The sequence below is a fragment of the Bartonella sp. AP57NXGY genome, assembly GCF_042195805.1.
GTDB lineage: Bacteria > Pseudomonadota > Alphaproteobacteria > Rhizobiales > Rhizobiaceae > Bartonella.
The window spans coordinates 23,066-43,119 of record NZ_JBHIOZ010000012.1 but is presented as its reverse complement, the minus strand read 5'-3'; the positions used below and the strand labels follow the sequence as shown (position 1 = coordinate 43,119).

The window sequence follows — 20,054 nt, the reverse complement described above, 5'->3', positions numbered from 1 at the left end:
AGCTTACTACAGCATATGAGTTATCAAATAAGATGCGAAAAGATCATTTTAGCAGCCTTGGATTTAATTTAGCAAATAAAGCCTCATTTTTTAGGCTATAAAAAGTTGTGTTTTGAGAAGCTTTTTAGGTTTATATTCTTTTGATAGAAGCCGGAGCATAATTGGTCTTTGCGTTTTGTATTATTCTTTGCTAAATCGCCTTATATGACAATAGATCGTAATTATATTCGTAATTTTTCCATCGTGGCGCATATTGATCACGGCAAATCCACTTTAGCTGATCGTTTGATTCAAATAACAGGTGGGCTTGATACACGTGAGATGAAAGAACAAGTACTCGATTCCATGGATATTGAGCGTGAACGTGGAATTACTATTAAAGCACAGACGGTACGTTTACACTATAAGGCAAAGAATGGTGAAACCTATATTTTAAATCTTATGGATACACCAGGTCATGTGGATTTTGCTTATGAGGTTTCGCGTTCATTGGCAGCTTGTGAAGGTTCTCTGTTGGTGGTGGATGCAAGCCAAGGCGTAGAGGCGCAGACGTTAGCAAATGTTTATCAAGCCATTGATAATTCCCATGAGTTGGTTGTTGTTCTCAATAAAGTTGATCTTCCAGCAGCAGAACCTGAGCGAGTTAAAGAACAAATTGAAGATGTGATAGGCATTGATACATCTCAAGCAGTAGAAATATCAGCAAAAACAGGTTTGGGTGTTCCTGATGTTTTGGAGGCAATTGTTGCACAATTACCACCTCCACATACAGGTGATGTTGCAAATCCCTTGAAAGCAATGCTGGTTGATAGCTGGTATGATGCATATCTTGGTGTCATTGTTTTGGTACGGGTGATAGATGGTATTTTAAAAAAAGGCCAAACCATTCGTATGATGGGTACAGGTGCAAAATATCCAGTTGAGCGCGTTGGGGTTTTTACACCTAAAATGGTACAGGTTGATGAGTTAGGACCAGGCGAGATTGGTTTTATCACTGCTTCTATCAAAGAGGTAGCAGATACACGGGTTGGGGATACGATTACTGAAGAGCGCCGTCCTTGTGAAAATGCTTTACCTGGTTTTAAGCCTGCGCAACCGGTTGTTTTTTGTGGGCTTTTTCCAATTGATGCTGCTGATTTTGATGATTTGCGTGCAGCCATGGGCAAATTACGCTTAAATGATGCGAGTTTTTCTTTTGAAATGGAAACATCTGCGGCTTTGGGGTTTGGTTTTCGCTGTGGCTTTTTAGGACTTCTGCATCTTGAAATTATTCAAGAGCGATTAGAGCGTGAGTTTAATTTGGATTTAATTGCGACAGCACCTTCAGTTGTTTATCGCATGAATATGAATGATGGTTCTGTTAAAGAGTTACATAATCCAGCGGATATGCCTGATGTGGTTAAAATTTCTTCCATAGAAGAACCATGGATTCGGGCGACAATCATGACTCCTGATAATTATCTTGGGTCAATTTTAGAGCTATGCCAAGAGCGGCGCGGGGTACAGGTTGGGTTATCCTATGTTGGAACCCGTGCTATGGTAACGTATGATTTACCACTGAATGAAGTTGTTTTTGATTTTTATGACCGGCTAAAATCGATTTCAAAGGGTTATGCTTCTTTTGATTATCAAATGACAGATTATGCAGAAGGTGATTTAGTTAAAATGTCTATTTTAGTGAATGGAGAGCCTATTGATGCATTATCGATGCTTGTTCACCGCACGATTGCAGAAAAGCGCGGGCGTTCCATGTGTGAAAAACTGAAAGATCTTATTCCCCAGCATATGTTTCAGATTCCAGTTCAAGCGGCTATTGGTGGTAAAGTTATAGCGCGCGAAACGATTCGTGCTTTGCGTAAAGATGTAACAGCGAAATGTTACGGGGGTGATGTTACGCGTAAGCGCAAACTTTTGGAAAAGCAAAAAGAAGGCAAAAAGCGGATGCGCCAATTTGGAAAAGTAGAAATTCCACAATCGGCATTTATTCAAGCGCTCAAAATGAACAAATAATGAAAAAAGGGGTATTTTCTCTCATTGATTGCGCTTTTGCTTTTGTTGATTGGTTCAGGTGTTTAAAGAACACTTTTAAATAGAATTGCGTCGTGCTTCATGTTCTTGTGTATTGCATAATGGTGTCACTTTCTCACGTAAAACAGAATGCTTTAAACAAAATACATTTATGTTGCATATTTGTGCACTTGTTTCAAAGAAACATTTCTCAATACATCAAACTCCATTTCACAACGGGGGATGTAACAAAATATAATGTAAAATACACTGTGAATGATATAAAATCCATTTGGCATTACCGCTTTTACGCGTCAGAAAGGTGCAAAGCGCACCCATCATACTCTTTTTCCGCTCAAAATATTATGACAGTCCTTATCACTTGAGAGAATTCATTAAAGGTATTTCACTCTTTTCTTAAAGTGTTTTTTACCCACACACCAACTGCGTTTGTAACGTGCAAGGAAATGATAGTGATTGATTCACTATGAAAGGATTTGCAATGAGAGAATCCTTGTATTCGAGGTTATTATTCAAGTTAAAAAACGATGAAATATTATTATGAATTAATCTTGTGTCTAAGAACGTAAAAGATCATTAATGGATGTTTTTTCTCGTGTTTTTTGATCAACGCGTTTTACAATAACAGCACAATAAAGGTTTGGGCCTGCTTCACCATTTGGTAAAGGTTTTCCAGGGAGAGAACCTGGTACAACCACTGAATAGGCTGGTACTTCACCAATAAAAATTTCACCTGTTGTACGATCAATAATCTTTGTTGATTTTCCAATAAAGACTCCCATTCCCAAAACAGCACCTTCACGGATAATACAGCCTTCAACAATTTCAGAGCGAGCACCGATAAAGCAATGATCTTCAATGATTGTTGGATTTGCTTGCAGTGGTTCTAAAACACCTCCAATACCAACACCGCCAGAAAGATGGACATGTTTACCAATTTGTGCACAAGAACCAACGGTGGTCCATGTATCAACCATTGTGCCCTCATCGATAAAAGCACCAAGATTGACAAAGGATGGCATCAATATAACATTGGGTGCAATGTAAGCAGAATGACGTACAATGGCTCCAGGAACGGAACGGAAATCAGCACTTTTAAAATCTGCCTCTTGCCAACCAGAGAATTTTGAAGGAACTTTATCCCACCAATGTGTCCCATTGATTCCACCAGTAATAATTTGCATAGGATTAAGCCGAAAAGAGAGTAAAACCGCTTTTTTCAACCATTGATGAACATGCCATTGTCCATTTTTTTGTCGTTCTGCAACACGGATTTCACCTTTATCAAGAAGGTTCAATGCATGTTCAACACTCTCACGTATTTCGCCTTTTGTGGTAGTATCGATAGAATCGCGATCGTCAAAAGCTTGTTCGATAATAATTTCAAGTTGTGTGATATGGGTCATGACGAGAGTTCCGTTAAACAAGTTGAAAGCTTCAAGATTTATTCTCTATGAACTACGCGAAGAAATGTGTTCAGTCAATAAAACGATGAGGAAGTAGGACAGGTGCATGAAAAAAAGCTGTAAAGAAAAAAGAAAAAGGGAGCAAGAAAACTGGACGCCACTTCTCCATACGAAGGATGCTCTACAACAGATCCATAAAGTCTCTAATTCAGCACAGGTGCGTTCGTCTACTTATCGTTTAGCCTATATCGATCAAGATTTTATGATGCGTCCAGAGCTGCGTTCACAACGTATTAGTCTTGAATTTTTAAAGCCGGAAATAACCCTTAAAGAATATGATATTCAATCAACAGTTGTTTTATTTGGTGGTGCGCGTATTCCTGAACCTGGGCAAGCAGCGTGGGCTGCAAAGAATGAAATACAAAAGAAAAATTTGCATGCTATGTCACATTATTACGATGAAGCAAGAGAGTTTGCACGTTTGTGCTCACTTTATTCTGCTACGACACAATATCGTGAATTTGTGGTTGTTACAGGGGGCGGACCAGGAATCATGGAGGCGGGAAATCGTGGTGCTTGTGATGTTGGTGCCCCAACGATTGGCTTGAATATTATTTTACCACATGAGCAGGAGCCTAATTCGTATGTGTCACCGCATTTGTGTTTTAATTTCCACTATTTGGGGATGCGCAAAATGCATTTTTTAGTACGAGCGAAAGCCCTAGCCATTTTCCCTGGCGGATTTGGAACTCTGGATGAACTGTTTGAGACGTTAACTTTAGTACAGACGGGGCGTATGAAACAGGTACCAATTTTATTGTTTGGCAAAGAATTTTGGAGCAATACTGTCAATTTTGAGTATCTGTCTGCACAAGGTACAATTTCTCCTACTGATATTAATTTTGTGAAATTTGTTAATACAGCAGCAGAAGCTTTTGAAGAAATTCATTCTTTTTATAAACTGCCTTAACGACTTTTGAGATGCTCACTCTTGAAGGATAATTAATACTCTACTTTGGTTAAATAAAGTCCTGAGGGGGGGGCAACAACACCACAACGTTTACGATCTTTAGCATGAAGAGCTGTTTCGAGATCTTGAGCTGTCCAACGTCCAATACCCACTTCCATGAGGCTTCCTGCGAATGAACGGATTTGATGATGAAGAAAAGAACGAGCTTGTGCATAAAGGAAAATTTCTTCACCTTCTCTTTGAATATCGAGACGTTCAAGGGTGCGAATAGGGCTTTTGGCTTGGCAATGTGCTGAACGGAAAGTTGTAAAATCATGTTGTCCTACAAGCTTTTGCGCAGCTTCATGCATGGCTTCAGCATGAAGAGGTTTTGGTATCCACCACACGCGTTTGGCATTTAAAGCTGGTGGAGAGCGACGATTAAGTATTTTAAAAAGATAATGGCGTTTTACAGCGGAAAATCGTGCATCAAAGTCATCAGGGACATTTTCTACATTTAAGATTGAAATCGCCTCTCCCTGTTTACGTAAAAGAGCATTGAGCGCGTCACGCACAGTATGGGAGAGCCAGTTTTTTTCAAAATCAACATGCGCAACTTGTCCCGTAGCATGTACGCCCGCATCGGTTCTTCCTGCTGTTGTTATGGTCAATTGTTGTCCACTAAAGCAAAAAATTGCTTGTTCAAGAGCTCCTTGTATCGTGTGAAGTTTTGCTTGACGCTGCCAACCAGCATAATTTGAACCATCATATTCAAGAGTGAGTTTAAAACGTGGCATCTTAAAAAACAGCAGAAATATGAGCACCTCGCAAAAAGGTTGCGCACTCAAGAATTTTACCGCCAGATCTTTGGAGAGAGGTTATTTCTATCCGTCCTTGCCCACAATGGATAATCAAAGAATCTGGTTCTATCCGTCCAATTTCAAGAGAAGGACCTGTTGTTAAACGACTATCAAGAATTTTTACACGTTCTTCTCGTCCACCGATATTCATATTGCACCAGCAACTAGGAGAGGGAGAGAGCGCGCGAATATGCCTATGAATAAACTCTGCAGGTTTTGTCCAATCAATGCGGGTCTCTTCTTTTCTAATTTTGGCGGCATAGGTGATGCCTTCTTCTGATTGTGGGGTCAGTTTAAGTTGTCCTTTTTCAAGAGTGGATAAAGTCTCTACCATAAGTTCTGCGCCAATATGTGAAAGTCTGTTTGAAAGCTCAGCAGTGGTGGTGTTATCAGTAATGGGGATGGAGCGAGAAAGAGCGATAGGCCCCGTATCAAGTCCTTCATCCATTTTCATGATCATGATACCTGTTTCTTTATCACCAGCCATAATTGCTCGTTGAATAGGCGCAGCACCACGCCAACGTGGTAAGAGTGAAGCGTGGGCATTAAAACAACCAAAACGTGGCGTTTCGAGAATAGCTTTGGGTAAAAGGAGTCCATAAGCCACCACAATAGCAGCATCAACAGAAAGTGCTGCAAATTGCTCCTGTTGTTCGATTGTTTTGAGTGTTTGAGGCGTGAAGACAGGAATGGATTTTTCTTTTGCTACGGTGTGAACAGCGGAGGGGATTAATTTCAGCCCTCGACGTCCTGCTGGACGAGGGGGTTGACTATAAACAGCAACAACATCATGACCTGCATCCAATAAAGCATGTAAAATAGGAACAGCAAAATCTGGTGTTCCCATAAAACTTAATCGTAAAGCCATTACAAAACTGCTTCCTGCATGTTTTTTTCTTTTGCACGTTTTTTAAATTTTCGTATCACCATATCGCGTTTGATCTTTGAAATGTAATCAATAAAAAGGCGCCCATCTAAATGATCAATTTCATGCTGTAAGCAAGTTGCTAAGAGATCGTCTGCTTCAATTTCTGTTTGTTTTCCTTCACGGTTCTGATAGCGAACACGAAGGCGTTTAGGACGTTCAACCTCTGCAAAATAATCAGGAATAGAAAGACAGCCTTCTTTGTAAATATTACGCTCATCTGAAAGCCATAAAATTTCAGGGTTGATAATAACAAGTGGTTTTTTCTGCTCATCGTCAGAATTTCCAGAGACATCTATAACCAACATACGTAGCGGTATACCAATTTGAATAGCAGCAAGACCAACGCCCTTAGAATTATACATGGTTTCCAACATGTCATCCGCAAGTTTTTGGAGAGCTGAATCGACCTGCTCAACAGGTTTGGACACTTCCCGTAAAATCGGATCAGGTAAAGTAACTAAAGATCTCATTGGCATAAGTAGAGATTAATCAATGGTTTGTTATTGGTCAATATTGAATAACGGATTCTTGCGTTTTTTTACAATAAGAGCGTTATATTACAATTTATGTTTGATTCGTTTTTTTCCATACTTGCTGGTGATTTTTTTTCTAAACTAATGCTTTTGCTTTTATTTATACTTGTCTGTTTGGCATTTTTTATGTTGATACATTCTTATCGAAAAAAAGCATTTTTGGAAAATGAAATTGCTGAACGCGCACGTGAGGCACAAATGCAGATGGCTACCTTGCTGAAAACACAAGCTGAAATGCAAGGACGAATGCAAACGATGGCGGAAATTTTTGGTCAACGGCAGGCTGAATTGAATAAATCACTCAGTGAGCAACTCAATGGGATGACAACAAGCTTAGGCCAAACACTTCAGGTACAAACCAAATCCACTTATGAAAATTTGAATCGTTTGCAAGAGCGTTTAGCAGTGATTGATGCAGCACAAAATAATATTCAATCGCTTACGGGACAAGTTGTTCAGTTGCAGTCCATTTTAAGTAATAAGCAGACGCGTGGTACTTTCGGTCAAGGGCGGATGGAAGCAATTATTGCCGATGCCTTACCAACAAACGCTTATGCTTTTCAGGCTGTTCTTTCCAATGGAAAGCGCCCAGATTGTCTCATTCATATGCCCAATAAAGCTCCTTCTCTTGTTGTTGATGCTAAATTTCCTCTGGAAGCTTGGAATGCTATGCGTAAGGCAGAATCAGCGCAAGAGCGTCAAGAGGCAGAACGCCAATTTCGTACCGATATGGAAGTTCATATTCGTGATATTGCACAAAAATATTTGATTCCTGGAGAAACCCATGACACTGCTTTCCTTTTTGTGCCATCTGAATCGATTTTCGCAACAATTTATGAGGATTTTGAGGCATTGGTACAAAAATCCAATAGAGCCCATGTGATTATTGTTTCACCATCTTTGTTGATGCTCTCTGTCCAAGTGGTACAAACCATTATGAAAGATGCGCGGATGCGTGAACAAGCGCATTTAATTCAATCAGAAGTAGCAAAATTGATGGAAGATTTTGGACGAATGGATACGCGTGTTCGCGCACTACAGAAGCACTTTCATAAAGCAAGTGAAGATATAGAGGGAATTTTGATATCGTCTTCCAAAATCATGAAACGGGCAAATCGCATTGAAACTGTCGAATTAAAAGAAAATTACTCTGAACCAACAAAAATGACAACATTAGCTCAGTCGCAAACATTGCGTTTTGCTGATGAGGAATAAAGCAAAGCAAGCTTCTTAAATATTACAAGTTAGATCATGTTCTTTATTGATTGGTAATCATTTTTTAGTATCTCTATCTTGTTTTATTTCTTAAACGAGAGGAATAGGAATATGCGACACCTTTTGTTTTTAGGGGCACTGGTGTTTTTGCTAGAGGGATGCGCAACAACCACTCCCATCCACACAAATAATGCTTGTGCTATTTTAGCACAAAAAAATGGTTTTTTTGACAATTGGGGTAAGGTGTCTCAAAGAGCGGAAATGCGCTATGGAATTCCTATGCCTATTATTCTTGCAACCATTAAGATGGAATCGAGCTTTCGTCACAATGCACGTCCTCCACGCAAAAAACTACTTGGTTTTATTCCATGGAAGCGTCGGTCGACAGCTTATGGTTATGCTCAAGCGCTTGATAGTACATGGGCAATGTATCTTCGCTCTACAGGAAAGTCTTTTGCATGGCGTACGAATTTCGCAGATGCTGCTGATTTTGTTGCTTGGTATCATCGCCAAAGTGTTCAACGCAATGGGGTGAGGTTTGATGATGCATATAGCCTTTATTTAAATTATCATATGGGGCATGGTGCTTATGCACGTAGTGGTGGGCATGTCAGTGCTGCGCTTTCACAGACAGCACAGCGCATGGCAAGGATATCGAGGCTCTATGAACAGCAATTAAAAAGATGTGGATGGCATTAGGGAAGATTTTTGAAAATCTCAATCAGGGAATTGATGGGATAAAATTATTCGAAAGCAAAATTCCGCATGATATGATAAAATAGTGTCGTTTCTCCGATCGTTCAATGAAATAAATTGTTATTTTTTAGAATAAACTCAAGCAACAGAAAGTTTTTGCAATACACAATATATTTGAAGATACTCTCGACATTTTTACCTCCTTTGTTAAAAAAATTTATAATAGAAACTATCTTCTATTTAGCGCTGGCATTTCGCATTGGGCTAAGTGCCAGAGATTATTGAAGAAAAATTTTAAAATATAATATCATTTTTTATTTTCATTATGCGTATTACTGGCTGATTATTATATGAATATTTTCTTTGTTAAGCGTATAAAATAGCAATTAAAACAAATGCAATTCGGGCATCATAAAAAGGGTAAAATATTCAATATAAAAAAACGAGAAATGCATTAAACGAAAAAACGTTATTTTGTATAAAGAGGGCGCTACAGTCTTCAAAAGAACTAGGTGTATTTAGTGTTGTATGAAATAAAACATATTCGTCCATCCAGTTCATCTTAATTGAAAGAAGTTATCTTATTGTATTGTAAAAACACTCCCGTTTATAGGATGATAAGGTATATGCAACTTTATACACAATGAATATTCAGGGTAGGGAATATTCAGAGAAAGATTTGTAACGCCTATGAAGTAACAAGTCAGTCTCCAATGTTGTGATAGCTTTTGCATTTGAGAATATTTATGAGAAGCATTTTTATTCTTTTTCTTAAATGGTTTAAGATATTGATTTATAAAGATAATATATCGTTATTCATATTAAAGTAAGAATCTCGAATGGCGTAGGGTTTTATCGTTTCAGATCTCTTGAGGTTGAATCAATAAAACCATTGGCTTGCACATAACAAGCACAATGGGTATGTGGATAAAAACTGTGAAAGAAAAGACTAAAAATGTTTTTTTATGAACATACATTCTCAAATGTAAGAATTATCCGTAACATTGGGAATTAGCACATATAATGATAGCACCACTTTGCTCTTACACCTCGACCTTGTTTATGACGTGCAAGGAAAAAAATTAATTGATTCAATATATTATTTAAGTGTTAATATACCTTAGTATTGAGCAGGTATACGCTACTCAAGGTGGATAATTTTTAATTGGCAGAACATCTGATCAGGCTAAAAATACTCGAAAAAAGTTCTGATTCGCAATAATTGAGAAGTATATTTTAATATTTTATTCTCTACTCTTTGTTTAAGTACTTCATATCTTTAAAAAAGATACCGGTAACCAACATATTATGATATTTGTGGAAATATTGTGGTAAAGGAAATTCAAATTTTGTCCTTTAAGACAAGGCGCAGGTTAAACAGCTCATTTTCTATTTCTGTGCAAAGCATAAAAAATTATCTACTTTCACGGTTGCGACAGTAAATTTTATAATCCAACAAATGATTAAAAATGTATTATAATATCATTAAGATGCAAGGAACAGGCGCTATTGGAATGATAATTAAATAGCACATAAACCTTTTAAATTGATGCACACATCTTTTATTATAATTGATTCCCTTGATAGAACAGTTGGTCTTTTTGGTGGAGCTAAGCGGGATCGAACCGCTGACCTCTTGCATGCCATGCAAGCGCTCTCCCAGCTGAGCTATAGCCCCTATAAAAACAAATTGTCCCAAAAAGACAGTATACAATTCCAGCTTTTCTAGAACGATCAAAATTGAAGATCAAGAAGAATTTACATTCAATAGAAAAGATGTCCTCTTTTACTTCTTTTAAGCATCGTCATCATTAGAAACACCGCCTCCGAGAATATCAGTAACGTCATCATCTTCATCGTCACCATCATGAGACAAAAATGTATCATCATCATCACCAAGATCTACATCACTATCTTCTAAATCAGGAAGATCGTCATCTTTAGAATCCACATCATCATCTTCAAGAAGCATAAAAGCAGATTTTTCAAGTGCTGTATCAAGCTCTTCAGTATCAACTTCTTCTTCATTATTTGCTTCCGCTGCTGCAACTTCAAAGTAAGAACGCGGATAAGAAATCCCTGTATAGGGCGACACAATAGGATCGCGATTTAGATCGTAAAATTTTTTTCCTGTTTCTGGATCAACACGTTTAGTTCCAAGTTCTTGTTTTGCCATAAACCGTGCCTCTTTGATTAACTATTATTCCATTAAAAGATAAATTTTATGGTGCTTAATCGAAAAATAATACCTTTGTCAAAGATAAATACACTGTTCCACAGTGATTTTTTCATGACGTCTTTTAAAGCATGTGCTAAAGGATGCACAATTTCATAAAAGTTAGATAGAATTAAATAGAATTTCCATGCAAAAAGCAATCCCTATAACCACCTATAAATCGAGTAGTCTCTCTGGAAAAATTCAAATACCAGGAGATAAATCAATCTCTCATCGCTCTCTTATATTGGGAGGATTAGCAAGTGGTGAGACATATATTCATGGATTACTTGAAAGCGCTGATGTACTCAATACAGCTGCTGCTATGCAAGCTATGGGTGCCTGTATTATTAAAAAAGAAGACTTCTGGATCATACGAGGAACAGGGAATGGTTGCCTTTTAGCTGCACAAAAACCTTTAGACTTTGGAAACGCTGGAACAGGTGCTCGTTTGGTTATGGGAATGGTTGGTCCGTATCATATGAAAACAACCTTTATTGGTGATGCTTCTCTCTCTAAACGTCCAATGGGACGTATCCTTGATCCACTGCGTCTCATGGGGGTTGAAATTGAGGCAACGCGCGACGATCACCTTCCTTTAACGCTTTATGGTCCGAAAATGGCTAATCCGATTCGTTACCGTGTTCCAATAGCTTCCTCCCAAATTAAATCAGCAATCCTGCTTGCTGGACTCAATACCGCCGGCACTACAACTGTTATTGAACCAGTTCTGACACGAGATCATACGGAAAAAATGTTAAAAGCATTCGGTGCGCAACTTGAAATAGAAAAAGATAACGAAGGTGCGCGTTTGATTCATCTTAATGGTCAACCCCATCTTACTGGACAAACGATTCATATTCCGGGTGATCCTTCTTCTGCTGCTTTTCCAATTATCGCAGCCCTTCTTATAGAAGACTCTGATATCACCATTGAAAATGTTTTGATAAATAACTCTCGAATAGGACTTATCGAAACATTGTGGGAAATGGGTGCTCAAATTGAATTTTTGAACCGACGTCAAACAGGTGGAGAGGATGTTGCTGATCTACGGATAAAATCATCGGTCCTTAGAGGCGTTACGGTGCCCAAAGAACGTGCTCCATCGATGATAGATGAATATCCTGCTTTGGCAGTAGCAGCTGCCTTTGCAGAAGGCAAAACAGTTATGCTAGGAATTGAAGAATTGCGTGTAAAAGAATCGGATCGATTGTCTGCTGTTGCTCAAGGATTAAAAATTAATTGCGTAGACTGTGAAGAAGGTCAAGATTTTCTTATTGTTTATGGAAAAGGTTCTGCCAAAGGTTTGGGGGGTGGGTATGTTGCCACACATCTTGATCATCGAATTGCTATGTGTTTTCTCATTTTTGGGCTTGTGTCAGAAAAACCTGTTACCATTGATGATAAACGAATGATCGCTACGAGCTTTCCAGAATTTATTCCTTTTATAAAACAACTTGGGGGAAAAATCGCTTGAAGCCTTTTGTTATCGCCATTGATGGACCTGCTGCCTCAGGCAAAGGAACCTTAGCACGCAAAATTGCTGCACATTATCGCCTTCGTCATCTCGATACTGGTCTTACTTATCGTAGTGTTGCTCATACGCTTTTACAACAAAATTTAGCTCTTAATGATGAAAAAAATGCTATTATTTATGCTAAAGAACTTGATTTTAATACCTTAAATCCTTCTCTTCTTTCTTCTCATGAACTTGGTGAAGCGGCTTCAAAAATAGCAATTAACCCTGCTGTACGCAAAATTCTTGTCGAAAAACAACGCAACTTTGCTAAAGTTTTGCCCGGCTGTGTGCTTGATGGGCGTGATATCGGAACTATTGTTTGTCCTGATGCCGATATCAAGTTTTATATTCTAGCCAATGTTCAAACACGCGCCAAACGCCGCTACCAAGAGATTTTAAAAAAAGGTGTTCAAGCAAATTATCATGAAATCCTAGCTCAACTTGAACAGCGCGACAGTCGCGATATAACGCGCAAACAAAGTCCACTAAAACCAGCAAAAAACGCCCACTTGCTTGATACGTCAGAATTGAGTATAGAAGCAACATTTGAAATTGCATGCAGTTTTGTTGATCCAATCATAAAAATGCATATAATTGGATAAATTCGTTAAGGTAACTTCCAGCCTAGCGCTAACTTTTTTCCTTTATTCAAGGAAAAGGCTAGGGAGTTACTCATGTTAACACTAACCTAGCGCTCATACCTTATAATACAAGGTATATATTAGGAGTTCTTATGTCACAATACAATCCCACAACAGCGGATTTTGAAGCCCTTTTAACAGAATCTTTTCAAACTAATGATCTTAATGAAGGATCTGTTGTTAAAGGTCGTGTTATTGCAATCGAAAAAGACATGGCCATTATTGATGCTGGTCTTAAAGTCGAAGGACGTATTCCTCTCAAAGAATTTGGAGCTAAAGCAAAAGATGGTTCTTTGCAAGTTGGCGATGAAGTTGAGGTTTACATTGAACGCATTGAAAATGCGATGGGTGAAGCTGTTTTATCGCGTGAAAAAGCACGGCGCGAAGAAAGTTGGGTCCGTTTGGAGGAAAAATTCAATGCTGGTGCACGCGTTGATGGAGTGATCTTTAGCCAAGTAAAAGGTGGTTTTACAGTTGATCTTGATGGTGCCGTTGCTTTCTTGCCTCGCAGCCAAGTTGATATTCGTCCCATTCGTGATGTTTCACCCCTCATGCATAATTCACAGTCCTTTGAAATTTTGAAGATGGATCGTCGTCGTGGCAATATTGTGGTCTCACGCCGCACTGTTTTAGAAGAAAGTCGCGCTGAGCAACGTTCAGAAATCGTACAAAATCTTGAAGAAAATCAAATCGTTGAAGGTGTGGTGAAAAATATTACAGATTATGGTGCCTTTGTTGATCTTGGTGGGATTGATGGTCTCTTGCACGTTACAGATATGGCATGGCGGCGTGTTAATCACCCATCTGAAGTGCTCACAATTGGCCAAACGATTAAAGTGCAGATTATTCGCATTAATCAAGATACGCACCGTATTTCTCTTGGAATGAAACAGCTTGAAAGTGATCCTTGGGAAAGCATCAGTGTCCGGTATCCGATTGGTAAAAAAATTACGGGTGCTGTTACCAACATTACTGATTACGGTGGTTTTGTTGAAATTGAACCAGGAATCGAAGGGCTGATCCATGTTTCTGAAATGAGCTGGACAAAGAAAAATGTTCATCCTGGAAAAATTCTGTCTACATCACAAGAAGTAGAAGTGGTTGTTCTTGAGATTGATCCTTCTAAACGGCGTATTTCTCTTGGCTTAAAACAAACATTTGAAAATCCATGGGAAGCTTTTGCCAATAAATTTCCTGTCAATTCGCAAATTGAAGGAGAGGTTAAAAATAAAACAGAATTTGGTCTGTTTATTGGGCTTGAAGGCGATGTTGACGGTATGGTTCATTTGTCTGATCTTGATTGGAACCGTCCTGGTGAACAAGTTATTGATACTTATAATAAAGGCGATATCGTTAAGGCTGTGGTCCTTGATGTTGACATTGAAAAAGAGCGCATTTCTCTTGGAATTAAGCAGCTTTCCAGCGATAAAGTTGGAGAAGCAGCTGCTTCTGGCGAATTGCGAAAAGGTGCAGTTGTAACATGCGAAGTGATTGCTGTTAACGACAATGACATTGGTGTGAAATTGATTGACCACAACCTTGAGACAACCATTCGGCGTGCTGATCTTGCGCGTGATCGTGATGAGCAACGTCCTGAGCGTTTCGCAATTGGGCAAAAGGTTGATGCTCGCATCACAGCATTTGATAAAAAAACACGTAAAATTTCAGTATCGATTAAAGCTTTAGAAATTGCAGAGGAAAAAGAAGCTGTTGCACAATATGGTTCTACAGATTCAGGTGCTTCTCTTGGTGATATTCTGGGTGCAGCTTTGAAAAAACAAGAACAAGATTAATCATCAATCATTAAAGTTGGTTTTATTATTAAGGTCACTCATTAGGAGTGACCTTTTTATTTTATAAAAAAATTGTCTGCTTATTTTTAAATTATTGAAACAAAAATTATAAATGCTTGCAAATAAAAACAAAAAGTTTGTTTTTTGTCTAACAACGGTTCACTATTCAGATAAAATGCTTAAAATTTAAATAAAAAACAATGTAATTGAATAACAATGGGACACTATGACGTGCATAATACCTTTCATAAAGTGCTTTTTTTCTCAAAAAGAGAAAAAAGATCATTTTATTAATACGGATTTTCCTCTTCGTGCAATTTATAAGGTACAGGAAGATCTTTATAACTTAGGGCATGATATAGCTTCTGGTAAAGAAATTTTACTCCCTGAATATGAAGGAGTAGGAGATTTTCGCAAGAGATTGAATGAAAATGCTAAACTTATTCTTCATGCCTTTCATACCAGTGATTTTGCTGCCCGAAATGATGAAACCATCGCACCATCTGCTCAATGGCTCATTGATAATCATTACACCATTGATAAAACCATACAAAAGCTACGTCGTAATCTACCCAAGTCCTTCATAAAGCAACTTCCTCTTTCTACACACAAAGCCGGAATACCACGAATTTTTGCTTTAACTTGGCTTTATATTGCGCATACCGATAGCAGCTTTTCACAAGAAACACTCACTGCTATGACCAACGGATTTCAAGAAATTTGTGCGCTCACAATTGGTGAATTGTGGGCTCTTCCTTCAGTTATGCAAATGCTGCTCATTGAAAATGTCCGTCGTCTTTCAGTACGTATCGAAAAAGCGCGACATATGCGCCATCTTGCTAGTCAAGTAGCTGATAAAATTTCTCTTGTAGAAAATAAAACAAATCTACACTCTCTTTTTACGCAGTATAAACCATTTACTGTTGATCCAACTTTTTCAGCACATTTATTCTATCGCCTGCGCAGTGCATCTGTCGATTCAACCGTAGCATTAACTTGGCTTGAAAAGCAATTGAAAAGCCAAGGCAGTAGCTTAGAGATTGCAACAGCTGATGAACATACCCGACAAGCAGCAGATGGTGTGACCATGGGAAATATTATCTGTTCTCTTAAAGCTATAGATGATGTTGATTGGACAGCATGGTTTGAAACAGTGAGTTGTGTCGATTCTATTTTGCGTAAAAATAGTGATTTTTCTGAAATTGATGCTCACTCACGCAATATTTATCGACAAGTCATTGAAAAAGTTTCTCGCTTTTCGCCTCTTAGTGAACTGGAAGTTGCACATAAAGTTGTAGAAATGGCAAATTCCACTTCTAAAGATATGCCTCATCATTCTTGTGTGGGGTGGTACCTTGTTGATGATGGTCGTGGCATATTTGAAAAGGCTTGTGGGTATATTCCGCCCTTTCTCATAAAATGGACACGCGCTTCCTGTTGCTCAAAATTGAGAGTCATCGCCGTTCCTGTCTCTCTTCTGACGCTTGCTCTTTTGCTGGTAATTTACGCCCTTTTACAGCTATCTGGCATGACACAATGGATGTCTTTTTGCTTTACTGGATTGGCGCTTTTTCCTGCTATCGATGCTGCTTTTGCTTTATTTAACACTGTTGTTTCGTGGTTTGTCCCATCAAAACAACTCATTGGTTATGAATATAAAGAAGGTATTCCAAAACATGCACGGACAATGGTTGTTGTACCTACTTTGATGACATCACGCGCTGACATTGATGAACAAGTGCGCAATCTTGAAGTGCACTATCTTTCCAATCCTAAAGGTGCCATTCATTTTGCACTCATTACAGATTGGGTGGATGCTCCATTGAGAGAAACGCAAGATGATCTTGATTTATTGCACTATGCGCAAAAGAGTATTGATAAACTCAATAGTCGTTATCATCGTGATGAACTTCCACTTTTCTTCCTTTTACATCGCCGACGCCTTTATAATACAAGCGAAAAATGTTGGATGGGATGGGAACGAAAGCGAGGAAAACTTCATGAACTTAATCGGCTCTTAAGAGGCGATAAAAATACAAGCTTTTATCCTCCCAATCCACATCTTCCCATGGATTGCCGTTTTGTTATGACGCTGGATTGTGATACACGTCTTACTCCAGAGAGCGTCGCGAAACTTGTTGGAAAGCTTAACCATCCACTCAATTATCCCGTTTTTGATCCACAAAGTGGAAAGGTTGTAAAGGGCTATAGCATTTTACAACCACGCATTATTCCTTCTCTTACAACAGGAAAAAAAACATCAATTCTCCAACGGGTTTTTTCTATAAACCGTGGCATTGATCCTTATGTTTTTGCTGTTTCTGATACTTATCAAGATCTTTTAGGAGAAGGCACCTTTATCGGTAAAGGTCTTTATAATATTGATGCATTTGAACAAGCGCTTGATGGCAAAATTAAAGAAAATACTATTCTTAGCCATGATCTCTTAGAGGGAGGTTATGCTCGTACTGCTCTGGTAAGTAGCATAGAAGTCATTGAAGACTATCCAACCGCTTACAATATTGATGTTATGCGTTATCATCGTTGGGTCCGCGGTGATTGGCAGCTTTTGCCTTATCTTTTTCCCCACCGTCAAATAAGTTCCGTGACGCGTTGGAAAATGCAGGATAATTTACGTCGTTCTCTCACGCCACTTATGTGGTTAATCGCAGCATTTGCAGGATGGGCTTTTTTGTCTTTAAAGAGTGCAATCGTCTGGCAACTATTCTTGTTGTTTAGCTCCTTCATTTCACCCATTCTATGTGTATTAAAAACGCTTGTCTCATCCAATATAGATCATTCTTTGCGTGGACATTTTCAATTAATTTGGAACAAAATTGCTCTTACAAGCGCTGATATATTTCTTAAAACGACGTTTCTTGCTCATTCGGCGTATTTTATGACCGATGCGATTATTCGTACACTCTATCGTATGACGATTTCAAAACAGCATCTTCTTGAATGGAAAACTTCTGCCGCAACAAAATCAATACCCAATAGTTTGCGTTTCTATGTTTTTACAATGGCACCAGCATCGCTTATTGGTATTCTTACTATAGCACTCCCTCTTTTTTCTGATAGTTTTGCAAGCTTGGTTGCTTTGCCTTTTGGGATAGCATGGTTTTTTTCACCCTTCATTGCTTGGATTGTGAGTCAACCTTCAACCTTTCAAGATAGCCTTGATCTTTCTTCAAAAGATGAAAAAAAACTCCGTTCTATTGCACGTCGGACATGGCTTTATTATGCAACCTTTGTCAATGCACAAAACAACTATTTGCCTCCCGATAATTTTCAAGAAGATCCTGAACCTCTTGTTGCTCAACGTACATCGCCTACGAATATTGGGGTTTATCTCCTTTCTATTATTGCAGCACGTGATTTTGGCTGGATTGGTTTTGAAGAGACCATCACCCGTATTGAATGTACATTACGCTCTCTTACAAAAATGGAAAAGTTTCGTGGTCATCTCTATAATTGGTATGAAACGGATACACTCAGGCCTCTTTTACCTACTTATGTATCAACCGTTGATTCAGGAAATCTTGCCGGTCATTTGGTAACACTCTCTTCTGCTTTAAGTGAATGGGCTGAAAAACCGCCTCTTTTTTTCCAAAGTGATCGAGAAGGCTTATCGGATGTTCTTGCTATTCTTGAAGAAACTGTCAGAGAAATTCCAGATCATCAACCCAGTTTACGCTCTTTACGCCAAAAAATCGAAGAAAACATCACTCGTTTTCATGACTCTGTCTTCACTTTTTTAGAACAAGAAAATACGGTCCCTTCTCACATCATAGATCTTTCACTTGCAGCCCACGATATTGTGCACTTAGTCGGTGAACTTGACCACAAAATTCAAACGATAGAATCTGCTCGTGCGCTTTCTTGGGCTAAATGCCTTATCGACACCTGTAACGCTCATCATCATGATGCGACTGCTCATTGTGATACTGAAAAATTAAGTAAAAAACTAAACAGGCTGGCTATAATGGCACGGCAAATAGCCTTTGATATGAAATTTGACTTTTTAGAACAGCCTAAACGGCATCTCTTATCCATAGGATATCGTGTTCAAGAAAACAAACTCGATGAAAATTGTTATGACCTACTTGCTTCAGAAGCACGTCTTGCAAGCTTTTTTGCCATCGCAAAAGGAGATATAAAACTTAAACATTGGTTTCGTCTTGGTCGACTTCTCGTACCCATAGGTGGGAAAAGTGCACTCCTATCATGGTCTGGATCAATGTTCGAATATCTTATGCCATCTCTCGTAATGCATGAACCTTTAGGGTCTCTCCTAGATCAAACAAATCGATTGATTATTCGTTGTCAAATACAATATGCCCATAAACGGGAATTGCCATGGGGTATTTCAGAAGCCGCATTTAATGCTCGCGATCATTTAATGAATTACCAATACGCTCATTTTGGTGTTCCAAACCTCGGACTCCAACGTGGTCTTTCACGCAATGCTGTCATTGCTCCCTATGCCAGCCTTCTAGCGGCACAATATGTTCCTGCTTGCGCTGTCGCTAATTTAAAACGACTCCGTGATCTTGGAGCTTTAGGAACATATGGTTATTATGACTCTGTTGATTTTACTCCAACACGCGTGAAAACAGGGGAAAAATACGCCATTGTACGCAATTATTATGCGCATCATCATGGCATGTCTATTCTTGCTCTTAACAATGTTATTTTTCAAGGGCGAATGCGTGATCGTTTTCACCGTGATCCCGTTATTGAAGCAACACAATTGCTCTTACAGGAAAGAGCGCCTCATCTCATTCCTATTATTCATACCAAAGCTGTTAATCGTATGCGCAATAAGTCTCAAGCATTTGACGCAGCCCCTTTGCGCATTATTACAAACCCGTTACTCAAACCACGAGCAACTTTACTTTTGTCTAATGGCTTTTATTCTACCATGTTAACAGCGAACGGTTCTGGTTACAGTCGTTGGCACGATTATGCGATTACGCGCTTTATTCCTGATGCAACAGAAGATCAACAAGGTACTTTATTCTTCTTACGTGATACGCATAGTGGACGGTGGTGGTCTGTTACTGGTGAGCCAACACGTGTTATTGAAGAAGACGCTGTCAGCATTTTTACAGATGAAAAGGCTGAATATACAAAAATGGTTGATGGTATTAAATCAACACTTGAATGTCTTATTACATCTGAAGGATGTGGCGAAGGGAGACGTATTCAACTGATGAATACGACAAATAAAGACCGACTCATTGAAGTGACTTCTTATGGTGAATTAGC

13 protein-coding genes and 1 tRNA gene are annotated in these 20,054 nt (G+C 38.7%); 8 read left to right on the top strand and 6 right to left on the bottom strand.

Annotated elements, in window-relative coordinates; translation table 11 throughout:
• The first annotated feature begins 204 nt into the window (after positions 1–204).
• Positions 205–2,010, top strand: a complete 1,806-nt coding sequence (gene lepA, locus ACFIL8_RS03180; RefSeq protein ID WP_375611467.1) for a translation elongation factor 4 — start codon at positions 205–207, stop codon at positions 2,008–2,010.
• A gap of 575 nt (positions 2,011–2,585) precedes the next feature.
• Here the strand turns inward: lepA and dapD are convergent.
• Positions 2,586–3,434, bottom strand: coding sequence for a 2,3,4,5-tetrahydropyridine-2,6-dicarboxylate N-succinyltransferase (gene dapD / locus ACFIL8_RS03175; RefSeq protein ID WP_375611393.1), 849 nt, complete (start codon positions 3,432–3,434; stop codon positions 2,586–2,588).
• A 106-nt stretch (positions 3,435–3,540) separates the two neighbouring features.
• Between dapD and ACFIL8_RS03170 the strand changes: the two genes are divergently transcribed.
• On the top strand, positions 3,541–4,404 hold the full coding sequence (locus ACFIL8_RS03170) for an LOG family protein (RefSeq protein WP_375612808.1): 864 nt from the start codon (positions 3,541–3,543) through the stop codon (positions 4,402–4,404).
• Between the two features lie 32 nt (positions 4,405–4,436).
• On the opposite strand, the gene truA is transcribed toward ACFIL8_RS03170, so the two are convergent.
• The 3 genes from truA to def are packed head-to-tail and all read right to left on the bottom strand — an operon-like array spanning position 4,437 to position 6,647.
• Positions 4,437–5,180 (bottom strand): tRNA pseudouridine(38-40) synthase TruA, encoded by a 744-nt coding sequence (gene truA / locus ACFIL8_RS03165; protein WP_375612809.1) that lies wholly within the window; start codon positions 5,178–5,180, stop codon positions 4,437–4,439.
• A 1-nt stretch (position 5,181) separates the two neighbouring features.
• Positions 5,182–6,111 carry a methionyl-tRNA formyltransferase gene (gene fmt / locus ACFIL8_RS03160; protein ID WP_375645399.1) on the bottom strand — a complete coding sequence of 310 codons (930 nt, stop codon included), beginning with the start codon at positions 6,109–6,111 and terminating at the stop codon, positions 5,182–5,184.
• Positions 6,111–6,647, bottom strand: coding sequence for a peptide deformylase (def, locus tag ACFIL8_RS03155; RefSeq protein ID WP_375611397.1), 537 nt, complete (start codon positions 6,645–6,647; stop codon positions 6,111–6,113). The genes fmt and def overlap by 1 nt, the downstream gene beginning before the upstream one ends.
• Positions 6,648–6,737: 90 nt before the next feature.
• Here def and ACFIL8_RS03150 point away from each other — a divergent pair, with 90 nt between their 5' ends.
• Together ACFIL8_RS03150 and ACFIL8_RS03145 are read left to right on the top strand one after the other, a co-directional pair.
• A complete protein-coding gene (locus ACFIL8_RS03150; RefSeq protein ID WP_375688888.1) occupies positions 6,738–7,919 on the top strand; it encodes a DNA recombination protein RmuC in 1,182 nt (393 codons plus the stop codon).
• A gap of 111 nt (positions 7,920–8,030) precedes the next feature.
• Complete coding sequence (locus ACFIL8_RS03145; RefSeq protein WP_375611399.1) at positions 8,031–8,618, top strand: hypothetical protein; 588 nt, start codon at positions 8,031–8,033, stop codon at positions 8,616–8,618.
• A gap of 1,599 nt (positions 8,619–10,217) precedes the next feature.
• Here the strand turns inward: ACFIL8_RS03145 and ACFIL8_RS03140 are convergent.
• Together ACFIL8_RS03140 and ACFIL8_RS03135 are read right to left on the bottom strand one after the other, a co-directional pair.
• Positions 10,218–10,293, bottom strand: a tRNA-Ala gene (locus ACFIL8_RS03140).
• A 117-nt stretch (positions 10,294–10,410) separates the two neighbouring features.
• Entirely contained in the window at positions 10,411–10,791 is a 381-nt protein-coding gene (locus tag ACFIL8_RS03135; RefSeq protein ID WP_375611400.1) for a TIGR02300 family protein, read from the bottom strand.
• Positions 10,792–10,978: 187 nt separating this feature from the next.
• On the opposite strand from ACFIL8_RS03135, the gene aroA reads away from it, so the two are divergent.
• The 4 genes from aroA to ACFIL8_RS03115 form a co-directional block, all read left to right on the top strand.
• On the top strand, positions 10,979–12,307 hold the full coding sequence (gene aroA, locus ACFIL8_RS03130; protein WP_375611401.1) for a 3-phosphoshikimate 1-carboxyvinyltransferase: 1,329 nt from the start codon (positions 10,979–10,981) through the stop codon (positions 12,305–12,307).
• A complete protein-coding gene (gene cmk, locus ACFIL8_RS03125) occupies positions 12,304–12,951 on the top strand; it encodes a (d)CMP kinase (RefSeq protein WP_375611402.1) in 648 nt (215 codons plus the stop codon). The genes aroA and cmk overlap by 4 nt, the downstream gene beginning before the upstream one ends.
• Before the next feature lie 131 nt (positions 12,952–13,082).
• On the top strand, positions 13,083–14,783 hold the full coding sequence (rpsA, locus tag ACFIL8_RS03120; protein ID WP_026500132.1) for a 30S ribosomal protein S1: 1,701 nt from the start codon (positions 13,083–13,085) through the stop codon (positions 14,781–14,783).
• 226 nt (positions 14,784–15,009) lie between these two features.
• Positions 15,010–20,054: glucoamylase family protein (locus tag ACFIL8_RS03115; protein WP_375688886.1), on the top strand; the 5,045-nt coding region annotated here is incomplete at its 3' end.

What these genes read in the sequence shown, in the direction of transcription:
- lepA (WP_375611467.1), top strand. Translation starts at nt 205, where the DNA reads ATGACAATAGATCGTAATTATATTCGTAATTTTTCCATCGTGGCGCAT.
- dapD (WP_375611393.1), bottom strand. Translation starts at nt 3,434, where the DNA reads ATGACCCATATCACACAACTTGAAATTATTATCGAACAAGCTTTTGAC.
- ACFIL8_RS03170 (WP_375612808.1), top strand. Translation starts at nt 3,541, where the DNA reads ATGAAAAAAAGCTGTAAAGAAAAAAGAAAAAGGGAGCAAGAAAACTGG.
- truA (WP_375612809.1), bottom strand. Translation starts at nt 5,180, where the DNA reads ATGCCACGTTTTAAACTCACTCTTGAATATGATGGTTCAAATTATGCT.
- fmt (WP_375645399.1), bottom strand. Translation starts at nt 6,111, where the DNA reads ATGGCTTTACGATTAAGTTTTATGGGAACACCAGATTTTGCTGTTCCT.
- def (WP_375611397.1), bottom strand. Translation starts at nt 6,647, where the DNA reads ATGCCAATGAGATCTTTAGTTACTTTACCTGATCCGATTTTACGGGAA.
- ACFIL8_RS03150 (WP_375688888.1), top strand. Translation starts at nt 6,738, where the DNA reads ATGTTTGATTCGTTTTTTTCCATACTTGCTGGTGATTTTTTTTCTAAA.
- ACFIL8_RS03145 (WP_375611399.1), top strand. Translation starts at nt 8,031, where the DNA reads ATGCGACACCTTTTGTTTTTAGGGGCACTGGTGTTTTTGCTAGAGGGA.
- ACFIL8_RS03135 (WP_375611400.1), bottom strand. Translation starts at nt 10,791, where the DNA reads ATGGCAAAACAAGAACTTGGAACTAAACGTGTTGATCCAGAAACAGGA.
- aroA (WP_375611401.1), top strand. Translation starts at nt 10,979, where the DNA reads ATGCAAAAAGCAATCCCTATAACCACCTATAAATCGAGTAGTCTCTCT.
- rpsA (WP_026500132.1), top strand. Translation starts at nt 13,083, where the DNA reads ATGTCACAATACAATCCCACAACAGCGGATTTTGAAGCCCTTTTAACA.